The organism is Streptomyces sp. NPDC057280 (genome assembly GCF_042668605.1).
Taxonomy (GTDB): domain Bacteria; phylum Actinomycetota; class Actinomycetes; order Streptomycetales; family Streptomycetaceae; genus Streptomyces.
This window is the reverse complement of record NZ_JBHUYR010000002.1, coordinates 1,508,227-1,532,549: the sequence shown is the minus strand read 5'-3', so window position 1 is coordinate 1,532,549 and position 24,323 is coordinate 1,508,227. Positions and strand designations below refer to the sequence as shown.

General features: G+C 70.0%; 19 protein-coding genes. 5 read left to right on the top strand and 14 right to left on the bottom strand.

Annotated elements, in window-relative coordinates; genetic code table 11:
- The first annotated feature begins 147 nt into the window (after window positions 1–147).
- The 5 genes from tkt to pgl are packed head-to-tail and all read left to right on the top strand — an operon-like array spanning window position 148 to window position 6,784.
- On the top strand, window positions 148–2,235 hold the full coding sequence (gene tkt, locus ACFUO4_RS17465; protein WP_383485241.1) for a transketolase: 2,088 nt from the start codon (window positions 148–150) through the stop codon (window positions 2,233–2,235).
- Between the two features lie 33 nt (window positions 2,236–2,268).
- On the top strand, window positions 2,269–3,387 hold the full coding sequence (tal, locus tag ACFUO4_RS17460) for a transaldolase (RefSeq protein WP_383485238.1): 1,119 nt from the start codon (window positions 2,269–2,271) through the stop codon (window positions 3,385–3,387).
- 3 nt (window positions 3,388–3,390) lie between these two features.
- Window positions 3,391–4,929, top strand: a complete 1,539-nt coding sequence (zwf, locus tag ACFUO4_RS17455; RefSeq protein WP_097262519.1) for a glucose-6-phosphate dehydrogenase — start codon at window positions 3,391–3,393, stop codon at window positions 4,927–4,929.
- Window positions 4,926–6,005, top strand: coding sequence for a glucose-6-phosphate dehydrogenase assembly protein OpcA (gene opcA, locus ACFUO4_RS17450; protein WP_079308842.1), 1,080 nt, complete (start codon window positions 4,926–4,928; stop codon window positions 6,003–6,005). The genes zwf and opcA overlap by 4 nt, the downstream gene beginning before the upstream one ends.
- On the top strand, window positions 6,002–6,784 hold the full coding sequence (gene pgl, locus ACFUO4_RS17445; RefSeq protein WP_079308841.1) for a 6-phosphogluconolactonase: 783 nt from the start codon (window positions 6,002–6,004) through the stop codon (window positions 6,782–6,784). The genes opcA and pgl overlap by 4 nt, the downstream gene beginning before the upstream one ends.
- Window positions 6,785–6,791: 7 nt before the next feature.
- Here the strand turns inward: pgl and ACFUO4_RS17440 are convergent, their stop codons facing one another.
- The 14 genes from ACFUO4_RS17440 to uvrC form a co-directional block, all read right to left on the bottom strand.
- Entirely contained in the window at window positions 6,792–7,562 is a 771-nt protein-coding gene (locus ACFUO4_RS17440; RefSeq protein WP_383485233.1) for a thioredoxin domain-containing protein, read from the bottom strand.
- A gap of 71 nt (window positions 7,563–7,633) precedes the next feature.
- Window positions 7,634–8,617: a DUF3824 domain-containing protein gene (locus ACFUO4_RS17435; RefSeq protein ID WP_383485230.1), complete on the bottom strand. Its 984-nt coding sequence runs from the start codon at window positions 8,615–8,617 to the stop codon at window positions 7,634–7,636.
- Window positions 8,618–8,719: 102 nt separating this feature from the next.
- On the bottom strand, window positions 8,720–10,372 hold the full coding sequence (gene pgi, locus ACFUO4_RS17430; RefSeq protein WP_383485227.1) for a glucose-6-phosphate isomerase: 1,653 nt from the start codon (window positions 10,370–10,372) through the stop codon (window positions 8,720–8,722).
- Window positions 10,373–10,425: 53 nt separating this feature from the next.
- Window positions 10,426–11,694 carry an MFS transporter gene (locus ACFUO4_RS17425; RefSeq protein WP_383485224.1) on the bottom strand — a complete coding sequence of 423 codons (1,269 nt, stop codon included), beginning with the start codon at window positions 11,692–11,694 and terminating at the stop codon, window positions 10,426–10,428.
- A 151-nt stretch (window positions 11,695–11,845) separates the two neighbouring features.
- Entirely contained in the window at window positions 11,846–12,181 is a 336-nt protein-coding gene (locus ACFUO4_RS17420; RefSeq protein WP_003976875.1) for an RNA polymerase-binding protein RbpA, read from the bottom strand.
- A 199-nt stretch (window positions 12,182–12,380) separates the two neighbouring features.
- On the bottom strand, window positions 12,381–12,611 hold the full coding sequence (gene secG / locus ACFUO4_RS17415; protein ID WP_059197350.1) for a preprotein translocase subunit SecG: 231 nt from the start codon (window positions 12,609–12,611) through the stop codon (window positions 12,381–12,383).
- Between the two features lie 102 nt (window positions 12,612–12,713).
- Window positions 12,714–13,490, bottom strand: coding sequence for a triose-phosphate isomerase (gene tpiA, locus ACFUO4_RS17410; RefSeq protein ID WP_383485221.1), 777 nt, complete (start codon window positions 13,488–13,490; stop codon window positions 12,714–12,716).
- 6 nt (window positions 13,491–13,496) lie between these two features.
- Window positions 13,497–14,708, bottom strand: a complete 1,212-nt coding sequence (locus ACFUO4_RS17405; protein ID WP_383485218.1) for a phosphoglycerate kinase — start codon at window positions 14,706–14,708, stop codon at window positions 13,497–13,499.
- A 122-nt stretch (window positions 14,709–14,830) separates the two neighbouring features.
- Window positions 14,831–15,841, bottom strand: a complete 1,011-nt coding sequence (gene gap, locus ACFUO4_RS17400; protein ID WP_079308836.1) for a type I glyceraldehyde-3-phosphate dehydrogenase — start codon at window positions 15,839–15,841, stop codon at window positions 14,831–14,833.
- A gap of 255 nt (window positions 15,842–16,096) precedes the next feature.
- On the bottom strand, window positions 16,097–19,048 hold the full coding sequence (locus ACFUO4_RS17395; RefSeq protein WP_383485215.1) for a M14 family zinc carboxypeptidase: 2,952 nt from the start codon (window positions 19,046–19,048) through the stop codon (window positions 16,097–16,099).
- Between the two features lie 146 nt (window positions 19,049–19,194).
- Window positions 19,195–20,184, bottom strand: coding sequence for a DNA-binding protein WhiA (whiA, locus tag ACFUO4_RS17390; RefSeq protein ID WP_059197355.1), 990 nt, complete (start codon window positions 20,182–20,184; stop codon window positions 19,195–19,197).
- The gene (gene yvcK / locus ACFUO4_RS17385; protein ID WP_383485212.1) at window positions 20,175–21,251 is read right to left on the bottom strand and encodes a uridine diphosphate-N-acetylglucosamine-binding protein YvcK; all 1,077 of its coding nucleotides are present in this window, start codon (window positions 21,249–21,251) and stop codon (window positions 20,175–20,177) included. The genes whiA and yvcK overlap by 10 nt, the downstream gene beginning before the upstream one ends.
- Window positions 21,248–22,249, bottom strand: coding sequence for an RNase adapter RapZ (gene rapZ / locus ACFUO4_RS17380; RefSeq protein WP_079308834.1), 1,002 nt, complete (start codon window positions 22,247–22,249; stop codon window positions 21,248–21,250). Before rapZ ends, yvcK begins: the two co-directional genes overlap by 4 nt.
- Window positions 22,246–24,318: an excinuclease ABC subunit UvrC gene (gene uvrC, locus ACFUO4_RS17375; protein WP_079308833.1), complete on the bottom strand. Its 2,073-nt coding sequence runs from the start codon at window positions 24,316–24,318 to the stop codon at window positions 22,246–22,248. The genes rapZ and uvrC overlap by 4 nt, the downstream gene beginning before the upstream one ends.
- Window positions 24,319–24,323 lie beyond the last annotated feature (5 nt).

Genomic DNA, 24,323 nt, shown 5'->3' with positions numbered 1-24,323 from the left:
AGGAGGCGGATCGACCCGACTCCCGGCAGTCTGGAATGACGCGCAAAAACGCACGTACATACGGGGGTAGGCTCGACAACGGCCGGGGCGTCCCGTGCACCGGCATTTTCGACATGCCTGACATGTGGAGAGGAGCCCTGACCCAGGGTGAGCACCAAGCCGACCACCACAGACCTCGAGTGGACCGAGCTGGACCAGCGGGCCGTCGACACCGCCCGCGTCCTGGCCGCCGACGCCGTACAGAAGGTCGGCAACGGCCATCCGGGTACGGCGATGAGCCTTGCCCCCGCCGCGTACACCCTCTTCCAGAAGGTGATGCGGCACGACCCCGCGGACCCCGAGTGGGTCGGGCGCGACCGGTTCGTGCTGTCCGCCGGCCACTCGTCCCTGACCCTCTACACCCAGCTCTACCTGGCCGGCTTCGGCCTGGAGCTGGACGACCTGAAGGCGTTCCGGACGTGGGGCTCGAAGACCCCCGGTCACCCGGAGTACGGCCACACCAAGGGCGTGGAGACCACCACCGGTCCGCTGGGCCAGGGTGTCGCCAACGCGGTGGGCATGGCCATGGCCGCCCGCTACGAGCGCGGTCTGTTCGACCCGGAGGCTCCGCAGGGCGAGTCCCCGTTCGACCACTTCGTGTACGCCATCGCCGGTGACGGCTGCCTCCAGGAGGGCATCTCCGCCGAGGCGTCCTCGCTGGCCGGCCACCAGAAGCTGGGCAACCTGATCCTGCTGTGGGACGACAACCACATCTCGATCGAGGGCGACACCGAGACGGCCGTCTCCGAGGACACCGTCAAGCGGTACGAGGCGTACGGCTGGCACGTCCAGCGGATCGCCCCGAAGCCGGACGGCGACCTGGACCCGCACGCGATCTACAACGCCATCGAGGCCGCGAAGCAGGTGACGGACAAGCCGTCCTTCATCGCGATGCGCTCGATCATCGCCTGGCCCGCCCCGAACGCGCAGAACACCGAGGCCGCCCACGGCTCGGCGCTCGGCGACGACGAGGTGGCCGCCACCAAACGCGTCCTCGGCTTCGACCCGGAGCAGACCTTCGAGGTCGCCGACGAGGTCATCGCCCACACCCGCAAGGCCCTCGACCGCGGCCGTGAGGCCAAGGCCGAGTGGGAGAAGCAGCTCCAGGAGTGGCGCAACAACAACGCCGAGCGCGCCGCCGAGTTCGACCGCATCGCCGCGGGCGAGCTGCCCAAGGGCTGGGAGGAGAAGCTCCCGGTCTTCGAGCCCGGCAAGGGCGTCGCCACGCGTGCCGCGTCCGGCAAGGTGCTCCAGGCGCTCGGCGCGGTGATCCCCGAGCTGTGGGGCGGCTCCGCCGACCTCGCGGGCTCGAACAACACCACGATCGACAAGTCCTCCTCGTTCCTCCCGGCGGACAACCCGCTGCCGGAGGCGAACCCGTACGGCCGCACGATCCACTTCGGCATCCGCGAGCACTCCATGGCCGCGGAGATGAACGGCATCGCGCTGCACGGCAACACCCGCATCTACGGCGGCACGTTCCTCGTGTTCTCCGACTACATGCGCAACGCCGTCCGCCTGTCGGCCCTCATGCACCTGCCGGTGACGTACGTGTGGACGCACGACTCCATCGGTCTCGGTGAGGACGGCCCGACGCACCAGCCGGTCGAGCACCTCGCCTCGCTGCGCGCGATCCCGGGCCTGAACGTGGTCCGCCCGGCCGACGCCAACGAGACGGCCATCGCCTGGCGCGAGATCCTCAGGCGCTGGACCAAGGTCTTCGGCAAGGGCGCCCCGCACGGCCTGGCGCTGACCCGCCAGGGCGTGCCGACGTACGAGCCCAACGAGGACGCGGCCAAGGGCGGTTACGTGCTCTTCGAGGCGTCGACCGGCACCCCCGAGGTCATCCTCATCGCCACCGGTTCCGAGGTGCACGTCGCCGTCGAGGCGCGCGAGCAGCTGGAGGCCGACGGCGTCCCCACGCGTGTGGTGTCCATGCCGTCCGTGGAGTGGTTCGAGGAGCAGGAGCAGGGGTACCGGGAAAGCGTCCTGCCGCCCGCCGTCAAGGCCCGGGTCGCGGTCGAGGCCGGGATCGGTCTGACCTGGCACAAGTACGTCGGTGACGCCGGTCGCATCGTTTCCCTGGAGCACTTCGGTGCTTCCGCCGACGGCAAGGTCCTTTTCCAGGAGTTCGGCTTCACTGCCGAGAACGTGGCCGCCAAGGCCCGGGAATCCCTCGCCGACGCCCAGCGCTGACGCTGACATACGACACGTAGGAGATGTAATTCCATGACAGACGCACTCAAGCGCCTCTCCGAAGAAGGCGTCGCGATCTGGCTGGACGACCTGTCGCGCAAGCGGATCACGTCCGGCAACCTCGCCGAACTGATCGACCAGCAGCACGTCGTGGGCGTCACCACCAACCCGTCGATCTTCCAGAAGGCGATCTCCCAGGGCGACGGCTACGACCAGCAGCTGTCCGACCTCGCCGCCCGCAAGGTCACCGTCGAAGAGGCCATCCGCATGATCACGACGGCGGACGTCCGTGACGCCGCCGACATCCTGCGCCCGGTCTTCGACGCCACCGGCGGCCAGGACGGCCGCGTGTCGATCGAGGTCGACCCGCGCCTGGCCCACAACACCAAGGCGACGGTCGCCGAGGCCAAGCAGCTGGCCTGGCTGGTGGACCGCCCCAACACCCTCATCAAGATCCCGGCCACCCGCGCCGGCATCCCGGCGATCACCGAGGTCATCGGCCTCGGCATCAGCGTCAACGTCACGCTGATCTTCTCGCTGGAGCGCTACCGCGAGGTGATGGACGCCTACCTGGCCGGTCTGGAGAAGGCCAAGGAGCGCGGCCTGGACCTGTCGCAGATCCACTCGGTGGCGTCCTTCTTCGTGTCCCGCGTGGACACCGAGATCGACAAGCGCCTCGACGCGCTCGGCACCGACGAGGCCAAGGCCGCCCGCGGCAAGGCCGGTGTCGCCAACGCCCGGCTCGCCTACCAGGCGTACGAGGAGGTCTTCTCCTCCGACCGCTGGGCCGCGCTCGACAAGGCGCAGGCCAACAAGCAGCGCCCGCTGTGGGCCTCGACCGGCGTGAAGGACCCGGCCTACAAGCCGACCCTGTACGTCGACGAGCTCGTCGCCCCCAACACGGTGAACACCATGCCGGAGGCCACCCTCCAGGCCACCGAGGAGAGCGGCGAGATCCGCGGCAACGCGGTCGCCGGCACCTACGAGCAGTCCCGCGCGGAGCTCGACGCCGTCGAGAAGCTCGGGATCTCGTACGACGAGGTCGTGCAGCTGCTGGAGGACGAGGGCGTCGAGAAGTTCGAGGCGTCCTGGAACGACCTGCTCAAGTCGACCGAGGCGGAGCTGGAGCGCCTCGCACCCTCGGAGGGCTAAACCTTGCCAGCCTTTTCCGGTTCCGGAGCGAACCCGCTTCGTGACCCCGCGGACCGACGGCTCCCGCGTATCGCGGGGCCGTCGGGCCTGGTCATCTTCGGCGTCACGGGCGACCTGTCCCGCAAGAAGCTCATGCCCGCCGTGTACGACCTCGCCAACCGGGGTCTGTTGCCGCCGGGCTTCTCCCTGGTCGGCTTCGCACGCCGGGAGTGGGAGAACGAGGACTTCGCCGCCGAGGTCCACGACGCCGTCAAGGCGCACGCCCGTACGCCGTTCCGTGAGGAGGTCTGGCAGCAGCTCATCCAGGGGATGCGCTTCGTCCAGGGCACCTTCGACGACGACGACGCGTTCGAGCGGCTGCGCGGCACCATCGAGGAGCTCGACAAGGCGCAGGGCACGGGCGGCAACTTCGCCTTCTATCTGTCGGTTCCGCCGCGGTCCTTCCCGGTGGTCATCCAGCAGCTGAAGAAGCACGGCCTCGCCGACCAGTCCTCCGGCTCCTGGCGGCGCGCGGTCATCGAGAAGCCGTTCGGCCACGACCTGAAGTCGGCCGAGGACCTCAACAAGGTCGTCCACGAGGTCTTCGCCCCGGACCAGGTCTTCCGCATCGACCACTACCTGGGCAAGGAGACCGTCCAGAACATCCTGGCGCTCCGCTTCGCCAACCAGATGTTCGAGCCGATCTGGAACCGGTCCTTCGTGGACCACGTGCAGATCACCATGGCCGAGGACATCGGCATCGGTGGCCGTGCGGGGTACTACGACGGCATCGGCGCGGCCCGTGACGTCATCCAGAACCACCTCCTCCAGCTCATGGCCCTCACGGCCATGGAGGAGCCCTCGTCCTTCGACGCGGACGCGCTGGCCGCCGAGAAGACCAAGGTGCTCGGTGCCGTCCGGCTGCCGAAGGACCTGGGCCGGGACACCGTCCGCGGTCAGTACGCCGAGGGCTGGCAGGGCGGCGAGCAGGCGGTCGGTTACCTCCAGGAGGAGGGCATCGACCCCAAGTCGAAGACCGACACGTACGCCGCGATCAAACTGGAGGTCGACAACCGCCGCTGGGCGGGCGTCCCCTTCTACCTGCGTACCGGCAAGCGGCTCGGCCGCCGGGTCACGGAGATCGCGGTCGTCTTCCAGCGGGCCCCGCACTCCCCCTTCGACTCCACGGCCACCGAGGAGCTCGGGCAGAACGCGATCGTCATCCGCGTCCAGCCGGACGAGGGCATCACGGTCCGCTTCGGCTCCAAGGTCCCCGGTACGTCCATGGAGATCCGGGACGTGTCGATGGACTTCGCGTACGGCGAGTCCTTCACGGAGTCCTCGCCCGAGGCGTACGAGCGGCTGATCCTCGACGTGCTGCTCGGCGACTCGAACCTCTTCCCGCGCACCGAGGAGGTCGAGCTGTCCTGGAAGATCCTCGACCCGATCGAGGAGTACTGGGACAAGCACGGCAAGCCCGCCCAGTACCCGTCCGGGACGTGGGGGCCGGTCGAGGCGGACGAAATGCTCGCACGCGAGGGACGGAGCTGGCGCCGGCCATGAAGATAGACCTCACGGACACCACCGCCAGCAAGATCAACAAGGCGCTGGTCAAGGGTCGCCGGGCCATCGGCACGCCGGCCGTCGGCATGGTGCTGACGCTGGTCATCGTCACGGACGAGGAGAACGCCTACGACGCCCTGAAGGCCGCCAACGACGCGTCGCGCGAGCACCCCTCGCGCACGCTGGTGGTCATCAAGCGGGTCTCGCGCTCGCCCCGCGACCGGACGAAGTCCCGCCTGGACGCCGAGGTACGGGTGGGCGCGGACGCGGGCACCGGCGAGACGGTCGTGCTCCGGCTGTACGGCGAGGTCGTGCACCACGCCCAGTCGGTCGTCCTGCCGCTGCTGCTGCCCGACGCCCCCGTGGTCGTCTGGTGGCCGGTGGACGCGCCGCTCGACCCGGCGAACGACCCGCTGGGCGCGCTGGCCCAGCGCCGGGTCACCGACACGTACGCCTCCGAGCAGCCGGTACGGGACCTGGGCGCCCGTGCCGACACCTACACCCCCGGCGACACCGACCTGTCCTGGACCCGCATCACGCCCTGGCGCTCGATGCTGGCGGCGGCCCTGGACCAGGTCACCGTGGACGTCAAGGGCGTCGAGGTGGAGGGCGAGGAGTTCAACCCGAGCTGCGAGCTGCTGGCGATGTGGCTCGCGGACCGGCTGGACGTGCCGGTGAAGCGGTCGCTGTCCTCGGGCCCCGGCCTCACCGCGGTCCGCATGGACACCAACCACGGCCCGATCGTCCTCGACCGCGCGGACGGCGCCCTCGCGACGCTGTCCATCGAGGGCCAGCCGGACCGTGCGGTGGCGCTCAAGCGGCGCGAGACGGCCGAGCTGATCGCGGAGGAGCTGCGGCGGCTGGACCCGGACGACACGTACGCGTCCGCGCTGCGGTTCGGAGTGGAGAAGCTGAACGGCGCTTCGGCGCCGGGCGGTGCCCCGACTGCGGACGGTGCGCCGGCTGCGGGCGGTGCCCCGGCTGCCGTCGAGACGCCTGTGGAGGAGGCCGTGAAGGCTCCGGCGAAGAAGGCGGCCGCCAAGCGCGCCCCGGCCAAGAAGGCGGCGGCGAAGTGAGCACTCCGCAGCTGGTCGTGCACCGCGACAAGGAGCTGATGGCCCAGGCCGCGGCGGCCCGCCTGATCACGAAGATCGTGGACGCGCAGGCCTCCCGGGGCCAGGCGTCCGTGGTCCTCACCGGCGGCCGCAACGGCAACGGCCTGCTGGCCGCGCTGGCGGCGGCTCCGGCCCGGGACGCGATCGACTGGGGCCGGCTCGACCTGTGGTGGGGAGACGAGCGCTTCCTGCCCGAGGGCGACCCGGACCGCAATGTCACGCAGGCCCGCGAGGCCCTGCTGGACGCGGTGCCGCTCGATCCGAAGCGGGTGCACGCCATGCCTGCCTCGGACGGCCCCTACGGCGCCGACGTGGACGCCGCGGCGGCCGGGTACGCGGAGGAGCTGGCCCGCGCGGCCGTCCCCGAGAACCACGGTTCGGTGCCGACCTTCGACGTCCTGATGCTGGGCGTCGGCCCGGACACGCACGTGGCGTCGCTGTTCCCCGAGCTCCCCGCGGTCCGCGAGACGGACCGCACGGTGGTCGGCGTCCACGGCGCCCCGAAGCCGCCGCCGACCCGGGTCACCCTCACCCTGCCCGCCATCCGCGCCGCCCGCGAGGTCTGGCTCCTGGCGGCGGGCGAGGACAAGGCCCAGGCCGCGGCGATCGCCCTGTCGGGCGCGGGCGAGATCCAGGCCCCGGCGGCCGGCGCCCAGGGCCGCTCCCGCACCCTGTGGCTCCTGGACGCGGCAGCGGCCTCACAGCTGCCGCGGTCGCTGTACCCGCCGGCGTCACCCTGAGCACCGTTCAGAAGCGCATCTCCTGGAGCAGGTCGGGATCCTCGCCGACCTGCTCCAGGAACGCGCTGAAGAGCTCGGGATCGAAGAGCAGGCCGTTGTACATCGCGGGAATGCGCACGTCGTTGATGTCGGCCGTGGGTGTTCCCGGCCCGTCGGGCTCCTTGGCGCCCCCGGCGCGTTCATAGGCCTTCTCGGACGCCGCCACGAAGGTGCGGTACTTCATCTCCTTGACGGCCGAGTCGAACGCCGGACCCCGCAACCCCTCGACACGACCGGCCAGTTCCAGCAGATGGGCGTCGGTGAAGCCGTCGACGGCCTCTGGCGGCTGGTGGGCGTACAGCACCTGGTGGTACTCGGCGAACTTGCCCTCCTCCAGGGCGGCCCGCAGCGCGTTGACGGCCTTCTTCGAGCCGCCGCCCCCCATGCGGTCGTCGAGGAACGACGCGAGGGTGTACTCGGCCTTCGCGTCCCGCCGGATCGTCGCCGCCCGCAGCTGTGGACCACCGCCGGTGCTCTCGAACTCCTCACAGACCGGGCAGCGCGGATCCTCGTACAGATGCACCGCCACCGGCGCGTGCGGATCGCCCACCACGACCGTGACCCCGTCCGCGGCAAGCTTCTCGGGTACGTCGTCCAGGCTCGTGTACGCGACCACGGCCTCCCGGTCGCCGGGCTTGCGCGGCTCGTCCCCGGTCGGCACATATCTCTGCCCGCAGCCGGAAAGTGCCGCCCCCAGCAAGGCCGCCGTCATCGCCACGGCGAACCGTCCCCCACGCATCCTCTGCCCCTCTGGTCACCCCTGATTTCAGGAGGACCCTAAGGCACGGCCCACGGAACACCCACAGACTTTCAGGAGCCGTGCGGACCAGGGCCGTAGGGATTGCCCTGGTTGTAGGGGTTGTACGGGTTTCCGGCAGGCGGGCCGTACGGGTTCCCGGCAGGCGGGCCGTAGGGGTTGCCGGCGGGCGGGCCGTACGGGTTGCCGGGGTGGTACAGCTGCCCCGCGCCGGGCCCGTACGGGTTCCCCTGCGGCGGCACATACGGCGTCCCCGCAGGAGTGTGGGGCGGCATCGGTGGCATCGGCGGAACCGGGGGCGCCTGGGCGGCCGGGTGGGCCTTCAGACGGATGCCGTAGCGCTGGTCCAGTCGTCGCATCTCCGTCAGCGCGATCGCCGTGACCGTCACCGGCGCGCCCAGGATGAACAGCACACCCATCCCGAGGCTGAGTCCGTGCAGGTCGCCCGTGAGGAGGTCGGGGAGGGCCATCAGCCAGGTGGTGACCGTGGCGAGCAGCGGCGGCAGGCAGCGGTGCACACCGGCGGTGCCGAAGAAGTTCGCGCCCACGTGCCAGGCACCACGGCCGACGAAGACCGCCAGCCAGATCACCATCGGGGCCAGCAGCAGGAGGAAGAGTCCCGCGGCGGCCGTCGACTGCAGCAGCACGACCGTGAGCACGATCGAACCGACGAAGAGCAGCAGCAGCTTCAGCGAGTTGAACAGCGGCGGCTTCAACGCCCGGATGTCGCCGTCGCGCTTCCACACCAGCAGCATGATGCCGACCGTCAGCGGCGTGATGAACAGCAGGACGACGGACGCCGTCAGCATGTTCTCCAGCATCTCGTCGAAGGCGAAGCCGCCCTCCACGAAGGTGTAGACCCCCACCGCCGCGACCGTCCCGGCGATGAGGCGGATCTTCTTGAGCTGCTCGACCGCGGGGTCGATGGACTCCGGGATCCACGCCGGATGAAACGCGGCCCGCGCTGCGTGCTTCGGCCTCAGCAGATCCCTCGCCGTCAGCGAGCCACCTGTCCAACTGCCGTGCGAACCAGCCACTTTGCACTCCCCCGAGCCATGGCCTCCATGATCGTCGGGGATTCTACGGGAAGCGGACGTCCGCGCACCGCCCGCTTTCCCGCATCGAGACATCCGCGGCGATCACCGACCGCGCAGCTCCCGGTACTTGGCGACCAACGCCTGCGTCGAGGTGTCCAGCCCCGGCACGTCCGCGCCCTCGGTCAGCGCGGGTTCGACCCGCTTGGCGAGCACCTTGCCCAGCTCGACACCCCACTGGTCGAAGGAGTCGATGTTCCAGACGGCACCCTGCACGAACACCTTGTGCTCGTACAGCGCGATCAGCTGCCCGAGCACCGACGGCGTGAGCTCCTTGGCGAGGATCGTCGTCGTCGGGTGGTTGCCCTTGAACGTCTTGTGGGCCACCAGTTCCTCCGGCACTCCCTCGGCCCGCACCTCCTCCGGCGTCTTGCCGAAGGCCAACGCCTGTGTCTGGGCGAAGAAGTTGGCCATCAGCAGGTCGTGCTGCGCCTTCAGCCCCTCGCTGAGCTCGGCCACCGGCTCGGCGAAGCCGATGAAGTCCGCCGGGATGACCTTCGTCCCCTGGTGGATCAACTGGTAGTACGCGTGCTGCCCGTTGGTGCCGGGCGTGCCCCACACCACCGGGCCGGTCTGCCAGTCCACGGGCCGGCCGTCGCGCTGCACCGACTTGCCGTTGGACTCCATGTCCAGCTGCTGCAAGTAGGCCGTGAACTTGGACAGGTAGTGGCTGTAGGGCAGCACCGCGTGCGACTGCGCGTCGTGGAAGTTGCCGTACCAGATGCCCAACAGGCCTAGCAGCAGCGGCACGTTGGCCTCGGCGGGGGCGGTGCGGAAGTGCTCGTCGACGATGCGGAAGCCGTCGAGCATCTCCCGGAAGCGGTCCGGGCCGATGGCGATCATCAGCGACAGGCCGATCGCCGAGTCGTAGGAGTACCGCCCGCCGACCCAGTCCCAGAACTCGAACATGTTGGCCGTGTCGATGCCGAAGTCGGCGACCTTCCCCGCGTTGGTCGACAGCGCCACGAAGTGCTTGGCGACGGCTTCCTGACCGGCCTTCAGCTCACCGAGCAGCCACGCGCGCGCCGAGGTGGCGTTGGTGATGGTCTCGATGGTGGTGAAGGTCTTGGAGGCGATGACGAACAGCGTCTCCGCCGCGTCCAGGTCGCGAGTGGCCTCGTGCAGGTCGGCACCGTCGACGTTCGACACGAAACGGACGGTGAGGTCGCGGTCGGTGTAGGCGCGCAGCACCTCGTACGCCATCGCCGGTCCGAGGTCGGAGCCGCCGATGCCGATGTTGACGACGTTCCTGATCCGCTTGCCGGTGTGACCCGTCCACTCGCCGGAGCGGACCCGGTCGGCGAAGCCGGCCATCTTGTCGAGGACGGCGTGCACCTGCGGCACGACGTTCTCGCCGTCGACCTCGACGACCGCGTCCCGCGACGCCCGCAGCGCGGTGTGCAGGACCGCCCGGTCCTCGGTGAGGTTGATCTTCTCGCCGCGGAACATGGCGTCCCGCAGCCCGAACACGTCCGTCGCGGTGGCCAGTTCACGCAGCAGCCGCAGGGTCTCGTCGGTGACCAGGTGCTTGGAGTAGTCGATGTGCAGGTCGCCCACCCGCGCCGTGTAGCCGGTGCCGCGCCCGGGGTCGGCGGCGAACAGCTCGCGCAGCCGCACCTCGCCGAGTTCCTCGCGATGCTTGGCCAGAGCGGTCCACTCGGGCGTCTGGTTGAGCCTGGTACGGCCGTCTGCGTTCATGTCCGACTTCCGCCTTCTTTTCGTGCCTGTCCCAGCTGGTCCAACCTAGTTGATCAGCGGGTGACGTGAGCTGTCGTGGCGCTGTCCTGCGGTGCAACAACAGGTACGTCCCGCTTGAACGCCGGTATCAACGAGGCGACCGACAGCGTGAAGAACGCGGCGGCGAGCAGCGCCGGGGTGTTGAGTCCCCAGGCCGTGGCGACGGCGCCGCCCAGCAGGGCTCCTACGGGCGCCCCGGCCACGCCCAGGGTCCGGAAGGCGGAGCTGACCCGGCCCAGCATGTCGGCGGGGCTGCGCTGCTGCATGAGGGTCGTGGTGTTCACGTTCCACACCATGCCCATGAGCCCGAACAGGGCCATCGCGGCGACCAGCGCGAGCAGACTGCGGACCGTCCCCATGACGACCAGGGCGCCGATCTGCGCGCTCCCCGCGAGCAGTACCGCCCGCACCCGGCCCGCCCGGGAGACGAGTAGCCGGTTGACCGCTCCACCGGCCAGCGAGCCGACGGTGTAGGCGGTCGTCGCCACCACGAACCCGGTGTGGCCCGCGTCCAGCCAGCCGGTCACCAGCAGCACCATGGTGGCGATGAGGGCGCCCACGCCGATGTTGCACAGGGCGGTGGCGGCGCACAGGCCGCGCAGGGCACGGTCGCGGGCGAGGGCGCGCAGGCCCTCGGCGATCTCCCGGCGCAGGGTGCTGCCCGCCGGTCCGGGCCCCCGGGCGGGGGACGCCGGCCGGAGCGAGGCCACCAGGGCGGCGGCCAGCAGGAAGGTCGCCGCGTCGGCCGCGAAGGGCAGTGCGGCGCCGCCCGCGAGCAGCAGCGGGACGACGGGGGCGCCCAGCAGTCCGCCCGCGATCCTCTGCCCTGTCATCAGCCGGGCGTTGGCGCTGCCGAGGGCGTCGTCGTCGACCAGGGACGGCAGCAGGGCGGTGGAGGCGTTGTCGAAGAGGGTCTGGAACGTGGTCAGCGCGAAGGCGAGCGCGATCAGCAGGCCGATGGAGGCGTGGCCGAGGCCGACGGCGACCGCGAAGCAGGCGACGAGCAGACCGCGCAGGGCGTCCACCGTCCACATCGCGCGCCGCTGGTCCACGCGGTCGGCGACGGCGCCGCCGAGCAGTCCGAAGACCAGCCAGGGCAGATAGCCACAGGCGGTGACCGCCGCTATCGCCAGGGGCTCGTCGGTCAGGGTGGTGGCCAGCAGGGGCAGCGCCGCCGTACGCAGCGCGTCTCCGAAGCTGGAGAGCACCGCGGCACTCCACAGCCGCCCGAACCCCCCGCGCCACGCGGGCGCACGCACGCCCGCAGCCTCGACCGTCGCCACAGCTCCCCCTCACGATTCACCTGCACCGAAGCGATGCACAAACCGTAGAGGCCACCACTGACAACGTGGTGGGCCTGTGGATAACCGGGGGCTCCCGGCGTCAAAACACCTCCGGCCAGGCACCTCTCGGTACCCGGCCGGTCATCAACTTCTAGATCTCGCCCCGCAGTTTGGCGAGCGCCTCGGCGAGGATCGCCTCGCCGTCCGCGTCGCTGCGCCGCTCCCGTACGTACGCGAGGTGTGTCTTGTACGGCTCGGTACGCGGCGGGTCCGGCGGGTTGTCCCGGTCCTGTCCGGCGGGGAAGCCGCAGCGCGGGCAGTCCCAGGTTTCGGGAACCTGCGCGTCGCTGGCGAAGCTGGGCTGCGTCTCGTGCCCGTTGGAGCACCAGAAGGAGATGCGCAGTCGGGGCGCGGACTCGCCCCGCTCGGCCTCGCCCATCGGCCCCGCCCCGACCCGGCTTCCACGGATCGCGTTGCCACTTGCCACGGTCGTAACTCCCTGCGTGATGGTGCCGCGAAGCGAGTCGGCGTTTCGCTTCGTTGCGAGCGCCTCAGTCTACGTAAGGCCCAACGCGCGTCCAGTGATTGGAGTTACAGCCCCCACATCTAGACGCAAGCCCCATGATAGGCCGCGCTCAGGAGCGCGTACCGAACATGGGGCCTTACGTACGGAATGTGCGAGGCGGTCAGTTGTTCGTCTTCATCAGGAGACCGAGCACGATGATGCACGCGAACCAGAGCAGACCGACCACGATGGTGATCCGGTCGAGGTTGCGCTCGGCGACGGAGGAACCGCCGACGGACGACTGCATGCCGCCGCCGAACATGTCGGAGAGGCCGCCGCCCTTGCCCTTGTGCATCAGCACCAGCAGCATCATCAGCGCGCTGAAGACGATCAGGGCGATCGAGAACCCCATAACCACGGCTGGACCAACTTCCTCGGATCTGGACGGACGACAGGGGCACAGCCACCGGGCTGTGCCCCCGCAAGGGTACGACGGATCGCCGCTACCGCATACTTACTGGTCGCGGAAGCGCACGATCTTGACGAACTCGTCGGCGTCGAGCGACGCACCGCCCACGAGCGCCCCGTCGATGTCGGCCTGCGCCATGATCTCGGCGACGTTGCCGGACTTCACGGAGCCGCCGTACTGGATGCGGACCCGGTCGGCCAGCTCCTGCGTGTAGAGCTCGGCGATCTTGCCGCGGATGGCGGCGCAGACCTCCTGGGCGTCCTCGGCGCCGCAGACCTTGCCGGTGCCGATGGCCCACACGGGCTCGTAGGCGATCACGACGGACTCGGCCTGCTCGGCCGGGAGGTCCTTCAGACCGCCCTCGACCTGGGCGAGGGTGTGGGAGACGTGGTTGCCCGCCTCGCGGACGTCCAGCTCCTCGCCGACGCACAGGATCGGGGTCAGGCCGTGCTTGTAGGCGGCCTTGACCTTGGCGTTGACGATCTCGTCGGTCTCGGCGTGGTACTGGCGGCGCTCGGAGTGGCCGACGGCCACGTACGTGCACTTCAGCTTGGCCAGCATCGCCCCGGAGATCTCGCCGGTGTAGGCGCCGGAGTCGTGGGCCGAGAGGTCCTGGGCGCCGTACTTGATCTTGAGCTTGTCGCCGTCGACCAGGGTCTGCACGGAGCGCAGGTCGGTGAAGGGCGGCAGGACGGCGACCTCGACGGCCTCGTAGTCCTTGTCGGCCAGGGCGAAAGCGAGCTTCTGAACGTGTGCGATGGCCTCGAGGTGGTTGAGGTTCATCTTCCAGTTACCCGCCATGATCGGCGTGCGAGTGGTCATGCGGGGTCAGTCCTCCAGTGCGGCGAGGCCGGGGAGCGTCTTGCCCTCGAGGTATTCGAGGGAGGCGCCGCCGCCGGTCGAGATGTGGCCGAACGCGTTCTCGTCGAAGCCGAGCGTGCGCACGGCGGCGGCGGAGTCTCCGCCGCCGACGACGGTGAAGCCGTCCGAGTCGATGAGGGCCTGGGCGACCGCCCTGGTGCCCTCGGCGTAGTCGGGGTGCTCGAAGACGCCCATGGGGCCGTTCCAGAACACGGTCTTGGCGTCGGCGAGCTTGCTCGCGTACAGCTCACCGGTCTTCGGGCCGATGTCGAGGCCGAGCTGGCCCTCGGGCATCTTGTCCGCGTCGACGGCGGTGTGCTCGGTGGCCGCCTTGGCCTTCAGGTCCGGGAAGCCCGGGGAGACCACGACGTCGATCGGGAGGACCAGCTCGACGCCGAGCTTCTCGGCGCGCTCCAGGTACTCGGTGACGGCCGGGATCTGGTCCTCCTGAAGGAGGGAGGTGCCGACCTCGTGGCCCTGGGCCTTGAGGAAGGTGAAGGCCATGCCGCCGCCGATGAGGATGCGGTCGGCCTTGCCGAGGAGCTGGTCGATGACGGCGAGCTTGTCGGAGACCTTGGAGCCGCCGAGCGCCACGGCGTAGGGCCGCTGGACGTCCTCGGTGAGCTTCTTCAGGACGCCGACCTCGGTGGCGATGAGGTAGCCGGCGTAGTGCGGCAGCTTGGCCGGGAGGTCGAAGACCGAGGCGTGCTTGCGGTGCACCGCGCCGAAGCCGTCACCGACGTAGACGTCGGCGAGGGCGGCGAGCTGGTCGGCGAAGGCGGCGCGCTCGGCGTCGTCCTTGGAGGTCTCGCCGGCGTTGAAGCGGAGGTTCTCGACGACCGCGACCTGGCCGTCGGCGAGGCCGGCGACGGTGGCCGTGGCGGACTCGCCGACCGTGTCGGTCGCGAAGGCGACGTCGGCGCCGAGGAGTTCACCGAGGCGGGCGGCGGCCGGGGCGAGGGAGAACACCGGGTCCGGGGCACCCTTGGGGCGGCCCAGGTGCGAGGCGACGACCACGCGGGCGCCGGCCTCGGCCAGCGCCTTGACGGTGGGCAGCACCGCGCGGATACGGCCGTCGTCGGTGATGGTGGTGCCGTCCAGCGGCACGTTGAGGTCGGCGCGGACGAAGACCCGCTTGCCTGCGACGCCTTCGGCGAGAAGTTCGTCGATCGTCTTCATATAGGGGACTCCTGGAGAGGGCTCTGGCTCGTAGGAAAGCTGATCACATGAGCGAGGGCTCGGACAACGCGCCCTCGCGCTGCCCGAGCCCTGCACTCACATCAAGCTGCCTGCTCTGTAGATCAGAGCTGGTTGCCGACGAAGACCGTCAGGTCGACGAGGCGGTTGGAGTAGCCCCACTCGTTGTCGTACCAGCCGAGGATCTTCACCGACTTGCCCTCCTGGACCATGGTCAGGGAGGAGTCGAAGGTGCAGGAGGCCGGGTCGCTGACGATGTCCGAGGACACGATCGGGTCCTCGGTGTAGAACAGGATGCCCTTGAGGTCGCCGTCGTCGGCGGCCTTCTTGAACGCGGCGTTGACCTCGTCCTTGGTGACCTCGCGCTGCAGCTCGACGACCAGGTCGGTGGCCGAACCGGTCGGGACCGGCACGCGCATCGCGATGCCGTCGAGCTTGCCCTTGAGCTGCGGGAGGACCAGGGCGGTGGCCTTCGCGGCACCCGTCGTGGTCGGGATGATGTTCTCGGCGGCGGCGCGGGCGCGGCGCAGGTCCGAGTGCGGGAAGTCCAGGATGCGCTGGTCGTTGGTGTACGCGTGGACCGTCGTCATCAGGCCCTTGACGATGCCGAAGTTCTCGTCCAGAACCTTGGCCATCGGCGCCACACAGTTGGTGGTGCAGGAGGCGTTGGAGATGACGTGGTGGTTCGCCGGGTCGTACTTGTCCTGGTTGACGCCCATCACGATGGTGATGTCCTCGTCCTTGGCCGGAGCCGAGATGAGGACCTTCTTCGCGCCACCGGCGATGTGCTTCTCGGCGTCGGCCTTCTTGGTGAAGATGCCGGTCGACTCGATGACGATGTCGACGCCCAGCTCGCCCCAGGGGATGTCGGCCGGGTTGCGCTCGGACAGCACCTTGATGGTGTGACCGTCGACCGTGATCGTGTCCTCGGTGTGCGACACCTCGGCCTTGAGGCGGCCCAGGATGGTGTCGTACTTCAGCAGGTGAGCGGTGGTCGCGGTGTCACCCAGGTCGTTGACAGCCACGATCTCGATGTCTGCACCCTGCTCCAGCAGCGCGCGGAAGTAGTTGCGACCGATACGACCGAAGCCGTTGATGCCTACGCGGATCGTCACGAACCGATCTCCTCGTTGGTACGCCGGCTATGCGGTGCCGGCGAGCTCTGTTTGGGATGTCCCCGACCGCCTACGACCCTACCTCTCCGACGCCTCGTCGGTGACATCGAGATGCCGCATACACGGGCAGGCGGTCCGTACCCGCCAGTAGGGGTACGGACCGCCCGGGCCGAAAGGCCATATAGCTCGAATTGACTACGGAGAGTCCGTCACTGTTGACCAGTGCACGCCCCGCTCGTACGTGTTAGTCCGCGCTCATCCGTTGAGCGTGGCCAGCGCCTTTCCGAGCAGTGCCGTGCGGTCGGCCGCCGCGGTGACGTGCTCCAGGCCGAAGCCCAGCAGCACGGTGTCGTCCGTGGTGATCGCGCCGTACGTCTTGAACAGCTCACCGGAGCGTCCCCAGTCCTTGACGACCGCCGGGCTGCCCGCGGGCGGTCCGGGGACGCTCCAGGCACCCAGCGAGGTCTCGAAGCCCTCGGTCTCGGTGGCCTGGCCGGTGACGACGACGGAGGCGTTGTCGACCAGGACGCCGCGACCGCCGCTGCCGGGGTCGGTGATGTAGCTGATGGAGATCTCGACCTTCTTGCCCGCGTAGGCGGACAGGTCGAAGGCGACCTGCTGCCACCCGGCCGACGCCCCGGTGAAGCTGTTCCACTGGCCGCTGGTGCCGGTGTTGGTGCAGCCGCCGGAGCCGAGGGTGAGGTACCGCTTGAGCGCGGGGTGGGCAGCGATGAAGTACCCGGCCTCGCACTCGGCGGGTACGGCGGTGCTGGTCTGACCGTTCTTGTCCGGGAGGGTGGTCCAGTCGTCGGCCCCGGCCGTGTGGGCCTCCAGGACGGCGTGGTCGTAGCCCTCCTCGGTGTTCCACAGCATCCGGGTCTGGAACGTGGGCGCCTGCGCGGCGGTCACGTTGGTGAGGTCGATGGTGCGGGTGAGGCGGTTCCAGGCGTAGTCGCTGTGCGTGACGGCGGCCATGGAGGCGCCTTCGTAGGGGCCGTACGGGTTGACCGTGCCGGGGTAGCTGCCCCCGCCCGCGCTGGCGAACTGCGGGAAGGTGGCTGCCGGCAGGTTGTCGGAGGTGACGCTGAACGACCCGGCGGTGTCGAGCGGGTTGCCCGGCGCCGCGCCGAGGGCCGCGCCGGCTCCGGCGAGCTTGCCGCTGCCCTGGAAGGCGGTGGCGTTCGGCAGGGAGGTGCGGGTGTAGGCGCCCAGGTAGTACTGGCTGAAGTCGTTCGACAGGGTGCCCCCGCCGAGGTCGACGCTGCCGCCGGCCCGCTCACCGGCCTCGATCAGCTTGCCGCCCTCGTTGAGGAAGGCGCGCAGCTGGAGCTGGGTGGCGTTGCCGGGGACGCTCGCGCCCGTGTAGTGGACGACGGTCTTGAAGTGGTCGAGCACGCCGAGCGCGTCGGGCGCGCCCAGGGTGGCGACGTCCCAGACGATCGCCTTGCGGCCGTTGGCCTTCAGGGCGTCGACGTAGGTCTGCGCCTGGGTCGCGGTCGCGCCCTCCTCGGCGACCACGAGGGTGTCCGCGCGCGGCCGTTCGGCGACCGTGTAGGTGAAGTGCTCGCTGGAGGTGCGCTTCTTGTCGGGCGTCCAGCCGGTGAACCACACCTCGACCTTGTCGCCCGGACCGCCTTCGGGGACCTTCGCGCGGTACTCGTCGAAGTAGAGGTTGTCCTCACCGCCGTACGTCTCGCCGCCCTTCCACGCGCGGAGCGGCACGCTGTGCGAATGACCGCCGTTGACGCGGTACTTGAGCTCCTTGCCGCGTACGGCCCTGCGGACGACGACGGAGACCTCCTGGCCGGCGCCGCGCGAGTAGGACGTGGCGAAGGTCTTCGGGGTGAAGTCGGCGGCCTTCAGGCCGAGCAAGGACTTCGGCTGGTCGGGCTGCTTCGCCGACTCGGCGACGGACAGCGCGAACGGGATGTTCTTCTCGAACTCCTGCTGGATCAGCTTCTCGTCGTCGGGGAAGTTGAACACCGACTGGCAGTCGGCCGCGTTCCACTGGTCGTTCGGGTCGAGGTCCGAGGCGGTCTGGCAGGTCGACATCTCGGGCGTGTACATCGCCAGGCCGTTGACGTTCGACGCGTGGCCGTCCGCCTCGCCGTTGGTGGTGTAGAGCTCCGAGGAGACCTGCGGACGGTAGCCGGGGATCGCGGAGTTGTCGGGGGTGCCGGCGAGCGCCTTGTACATGACGTCGTCCGGGGTGTCGGTGGCCACCTGCCAGCCGACACCGTAGAGGAGGAGTTCGGCGGCGGAGTGGTAGTTGATGCCGTATGTGAAGCCGATCCGCTTCTCGAACGCGTCGAGCGCCTTGGTCTCGGGCTCGGAGCTCGGTGCCGTGCCGCGGTAGGTCTCGCTGGTGGGGTTGGGGGACGAACCCTCGTTGTCGTAGCCCCACTTGTAGGCGAAGTTGCGGTTGAGGTCGACGCCGTCACCGATGGCGATGGAACCGTCGCCGTTGTTGTCATGGAGGTTCTTGCGCCACAGGCGCTGGTCGGTGCCGGTGAACGTGTAGTCGTAGCCGTCGGGGTTGGCCGAGAGGACGAACCACAGCTCGGTGGAGTCGACGATCTTCTTGATCCGCTTGTCGGTCTTGTAGTGGTCCAGGTAGTAGTGCAGCAGGCGCCGCGTCATCTCCGGAGTGATCCACTCGCGCGCGTGCTGGTTGGACATGTAGAGGACGGCGGGCTTGCCGCCGTCCTTGGTCTGCTTCGCGTTCTTGGTCAGTTTGAGCGCGAGGATGTCCTGCCCGTTCACCGTCTTGCCGATGGAGACGGCCTTGGTGAGGCCCGGGTTGGCCTGGGCGGTGGCGAGGATCTCCTGCTTGAGGCCGCCGCTGCCGCTGTAGGGGCGGTACACGCCTTCGGCGGCGGCCTCGACGCGGGCCTCGGCCTTGGCGGAGAGAGTGTGCTCGGTGAGGTCGACGCCCTGGTTCTCCAGCTTGTCGGCCTGTTTGTCGGTGAGGTAGACCTCGACGGTCGCGGTGCCCTTCGCGGGGACCTGCTCGCTCAGTTCGTGGCCGTCCTGACCGGCCGCCAGCAGCAGGGGTACCTGCGCGCTGGTGACGTCGGCCCGGAAGACCTTGATCTCGTCGGGACCGGGAGAGCCGCTGCTCTCCGCGGCCTGGGCGAGGGGCGCGAGGCCCGCGCCGCCCAGGAGGAGTGCGCCAACGGCGAGGATCGGTCTCGCTCTTCGACTCATGTGCCCCCCTTGCAGTGGTCCGCCACAGCAGCGAACAGATGCCAGGCTCATGACACTTCATGATCCAGTCAAGGGTGCCTCACAGACATGCAAAAGCCGGTGCCGTTCACCCGAGCGGGCGGCGGCACCGGCGTGTTGACGAGGGGTCAGCCCACGAGGTTGTCGGCCATCTCCTCGGTGATGCTGGACTCCGTGCCCGGAATGCCGAGGTCCTGGGCCCGCTTGTCGGCCATCGCCAGCAGCCGGCGGATACGGCCGGCGACGGCGTCCTTGGTCAGCGGCGGGTCGGCGAGCGCGCCCAGCTCCTCCAGCGAGGCCTGCTTGTGCTCCATGCGCAGGCGCCCGGCGGCGGCGAGGTGCTCGGGCACGTCGTCGGCGAGGATCTCCAGCGCGCGCTGCACCCGGGCACCGGCGGCGACGGCCGCGCGGGCCGAGCGGCGCAGGTTGGCGTCGTCGAAGTTGGCGAGCCGGTTCGCCGTGGCCCGCACCTCGCGGCGCATCCGGCGCTCCTCCCAGGCCAGCACCGACTCATGGGCGCCGAGCCGGGTGAGCAGCGCGCCGATCGCGTCGCCGTCCCGGACGACCACGCGGTCCACGCCGCGCACCTCGCGGGCCTTCGCGGCGATGGACAGCCTGCGGGCGGCGCCGACCAGGGCGAGCGCGGCCTCGGGGCCCGGGCAGGTCACTTCCAGGGAGGACGAGCGGCCGGGCTCGGTGAGCGAACCGTGCGCCAGGAACGCCCCGCGCCAGGCGGCCTCCGCGTCACAGGTGGCCCCGGAGACGACCTGCGGGGGCAGGCCGCGGATCGGGCGGCCCCGGCCGTCGACCAGGCCGGTCTGCCGGGCCAGCTGGTCACCGCCGGCGACGACCCGGACGACGTAACGCGAGCCGCGGCGCAGTCCGCCCGGCGCCATCACGATCAGCTCCGAGCTGTGGCCGAAGATCTCGAGAATGTCCCGCTTGAGGCGGCGGGCCGCCATCGCGGTGTCCAGCTCCGCCTCGATCACGATGCGCCCGCTCACCAGGTGAAGGCCGCCGGCGAACCGCAGGATGGCGGAGACCTCCGCCTTTCTGCAGCAGGTCCGGGTGACGGGGAGCCGGGAGATCTCGTCCTTCACCGCTGCCGTCATCGCCATGGGCCGATCCTTCCATGCATCCGAAAAATACGGTCGTACGCGGCGGCCAACAGCTCCGGGTCGTGCCTCGGGGTTCCGTCGGGCCGGGCCACCGGGGCCAGCTCGACCGCGGCGCCGAACCGCTTGGCGGCATCAGTGAGCGAGTCACGGTCGGGCACGGCGGCCTCGTCGGCCAGCACCACGTCCAGGGCGAGTTTAGGGGCGTGTCGTCCCAAAACCTCCAAATGACGCTGCGGGGAGAAGCCTTCGGTTTCTCCGGGCTGCGGGGCGAGGTTCAGCGAGAGTACCCGGCGCGCCTTCGTCTCGGTGAGGGCGTCCAGCAGTTCCGGCACCAGCAGGTGCGGGATGACCGAGGAGAACCAGGAGCCGGGGCCGAGGACCACCCAGTCCGCGTCCATGACCGCGGCCACCGCCTCGGGGACGGCGGGCGGGTCGTGCGGCACCACGTGCACCGACTGCACCTCACCGGGAGTGAGGGCGACGGTGGCCTGACCGCGGACGGTGTCCACCTCTTCCGGCCGCTCCGGGTCGTGCCCCTTGACCAGGGCCTGGAGTTCCAGGGGCACGGCCGACATGGGCAGCACGCGCCCGTGCGCGCCGAGGAGCTTGCCGACCAGGTCCAGGGCCTGGACATGGTCGCCGAGCTGCTCCCACAGGGCGACGATCAGCACATTGCCGACCGCGTGGTCGTGCAGGTCGCCCTTGGAGTGGAAGCGGTGCTGGATCACCCGGGCCCAGGTCTGGCCCCAGTCGTCGTCGCCGCACAGCGCGGCCAGCGCCTTGCGCAGGTCGCCGGGCGGCAGGACGCCCAGTTCGTCGCGGAGCCGGCCGCTGGAGCCGCCGTCGTCGGCGACGGTGACGACGGCGGTGAGGTCACCGGTGATGCGGCGCAGCGCGGCGAGCGAGGCGGACAGGCCCATGCCGCCGCCGAGGGCGACGACCTTGGGCTGGGCGCCGCGGCGGCGGGGCCGGGCGCCCCGGGTCTCGACGGGCCGGCCCGCGCGGGACTCGGGCACCGTCCGGGCCGCCCTGCCGAGCCGGGCCAGCCGCGGAGAACGTGCGGTCATTCGCGTCCCATGTCCCGGTGTACGACCACCGTCTCCACGCCCTGGGAGACGAGGCGGGCGGCGAGCTTCTCGGAGGTGGCGACGGAGCGGTGCTTGCCGCCGGTGCAGCCGACCGCGATGGTCACGTACCGCTTGCCCTCACGGCGGTAGCCGGCCGCGATGAGCTGGAGCAGTTCGCTGTAGCGGTCGATGAACTCCTTGGCGCCGGGCTGATTGAAGACGTACGCCGACACCTCCTCGTTGAGGCCGGTGTACGGGCGCAGCTCCGGGACCCAGTGCGGGTTGGGCAGGAAGCGCATGTCCACGACCAGGTCGGCGTCGACGGGGAGGCCGTACTTGAAGCCGAAGGACATGACGGTGGCCCGCAGCTCGGGCTCCTCCTCGCCGGCGAACTGGGCGTCCATCTTGGCGCGCAGTTCGTGGACGTTGAGGCTGGAGGTGTCGATGACCAGGTCGGCGTCGCCGCGCAGCTCGCGCAGCAGTTCGCGCTCGGCGTCGATGCCGTCGACGATGCGGCCGTCGCCCTGGAGGGGGTGCGGGCGGCGCACGGACTCGAAGCGGCGCACCAGGGCGTCGTCGGAGGACTCCAGGAAGACGATCCGCCGCGTGACGTGCTTGGCCTCCAGGTCGGCGAGGGACTCGCGGAGGTTGTCGAAGAAGCGCCGGCCGCGGACGTCGACGACCACCGCGATCCGGGCGACATTGCCCTGGGAGCGGGCGCCGAGCTCCACCATGGTGGGGATCAGCGCGGGCGGCAGGTTGTCGACGACGAACCAGCCGAGGTCCTCCAGACACTTCGCGGCGGTCGACCGGCCGGCTCCGGACATCCCGGAGATGATCACCAGCTCGGGGATGGCCGCTTCCGGGATCCCGGCGGCGTCGCCGTTCGCGCCCGTACTCGTGCCCGTGCTCACCTGTGCTCCGTCTCCGCCCTGGCTCTCTCCGCCCGGGGTCTCCTGGCCTGGGTTCTGTTGGCCTTCGTGCTCGTTCACATTCATGTCTCCTGCCCCCGTCGTTCGTCCGGGGCGCCCGCCGTCGCGGGCTCCCCTGTGGAACCCATGGTGCCGGGTTCCTCTTCCATGATCTCTCCAGTGGCCGTGTTCACAGCAGGGGCGGCCGGTGCCGCCTGGGCGAGTGCCACGGCAATGGTCTCGGCCGTTTTGCGGCCTATGCCGGGAACCTCGCAGATCTGATCGATGGTGGCAGACCGAAGTTTCTTCAACGAGCCGAAATGTTTCAGAAGCGCCTGCTTACGGGTGTCCCCCAGCCCGGGCACGTCGTCCAGGGGGCTGGACCGGAACCGCTTGGCCCGCTTGGTGCGCTGGTAGGTGATCGCGAAGCGGTGGGCCTCGTCACGGACGCGCTGGAGGAGGTAGAGGCCCTCGCTGGTGCGGGGCAGGACGACCGGGTCCTCGTCGTCGGGCAGCCAGACCTCCTCCAGGCGCTTGGCGAGGCCGCAGACGGCGACGTCGTCGATGCCGAGTTCGTCGAGGGCCTTCTTGGCGGCGGCCACCTGCGGCCGGCCGCCGTCGACGACGACGAGCTGGGGCGGGTAGGCGAACTTCTTGGGCCGGCCGTTGTCCTCGGTGAGGGTGTTCCCGGAGGCGTCCCGGAAGTCGCCCAGGGCGGCCTCCTGGGAGGCTTCGTCCACCCACTCGCCGGTCTTCTCCTTCTCGGCGAGGTACCGCTTGAAGCGGCGCGTGATGACCTCGTGCATGGAGCGGACGTCGTCCTGGCCCTCGAAGCCCTTGATCTGGAAGCGGCGGTACTCGCTCTTGCGCTGGAGGCCGTCCTCGAAGACGACCATGGACGCCACGACGTCGTCGCCCTGGAGGTGGGAGATGTCGTAGCACTCGATGCGCAGGGGCGCGCTGTCCAGGTCGAGGGCCTCGGCGATCTCCTCCAGGGCGCGCGAGCGGGTCGTCAGGTCGGAGGCGCGCTTGGTCTTGTGCAGCACGAGGGCCTGCTGGGCGTTGCGCGCCACGGTCTCCATGAGGGCCTTCTTGTCGCCGCGCTGCGGGATGCGCAGCGAGACGTTCGACCCGCGGCGGCCGGTGAGCCAGTCCTGGACCGGCTCGAGAGGGTCGGGCAGGGCCGGGACGAGCACCTCCTTGGGGACGGAGTCGCCGGTCTCCTCGCCGTAGAGCTGCTGCAGGGCGTGCTCGACGAGGGCGCCGGTGGTGATCTCCTCGACCTTGTCGGTGACCCAGCCGCGCTGGCCGCGCACGCGTCCGCCGCGCACGTGGAAGATCTGGACGGCCGCTTCGAGCTCGTCCTCGGCGACCGCGATCAGGTCGGCGTCGGTCGCGTCGGCGAGCACGACCGCGTTCTTCTCCATGGCCTTCTTCAGGGCCTCGATGTCGTCGCGCAGGCGGGCCGCCCGCTCGTACTCCATCTCCTCGGCGGCCTCCGTCATCTGCTTCTCCAGACGGCGGAGGTAGGTGCCGGTGCGTCCGGCCATGAAGTCGCTGAACTCCTCGGCGAGTTCGCGGTGTTCGTCGGCCGACACCCGGCCGACGCAGGGCGCCGAGCACTTGCCGATGTAGCCGAGGAGGCAGGGGCGGCCGGTGCGGGCGGCGTTCTTGAAGACGCCGGCCGAGCAGGTGCGGACCGGGAAGACGCGCAGCAGGAGGTCGACGGTGTCGCGGATCGCCCACGCGTGCGCGTACGGGCCGAAGTACCTGACGCCCTTCTTCTTGTGACCGCGCATCACCTGCACGCGCGGGAACTCCTCGTTCATCGTCACCGCGAGGTACGGGTAGCTCTTGTCGTCGCGGTACTTGACGTTGAACCGGGGGTCGTACTCCTTGATCCAGGAGTACTCCAGCTGCAGTGCCTCGACCTCCGTGGACACCACCGTCCACTCCACGGACGCGGCGGTGGTCACCATCGTGCGGGTGCGGGGGTGCAGGTTCGCCAGGTCCTGGAAGTAGTTCGCCAGGCGCTGGCGAAGGCTTTTCGCCTTTCCGACGTAGATCACCCGGCGGTGCTCGTCGCGGAATCTGTAGACCCCGGGAGAGTCCGGGATCTGTCCCGGCACGGGGCGGTAGCTGGAGGGGTCGGCCATGCTTC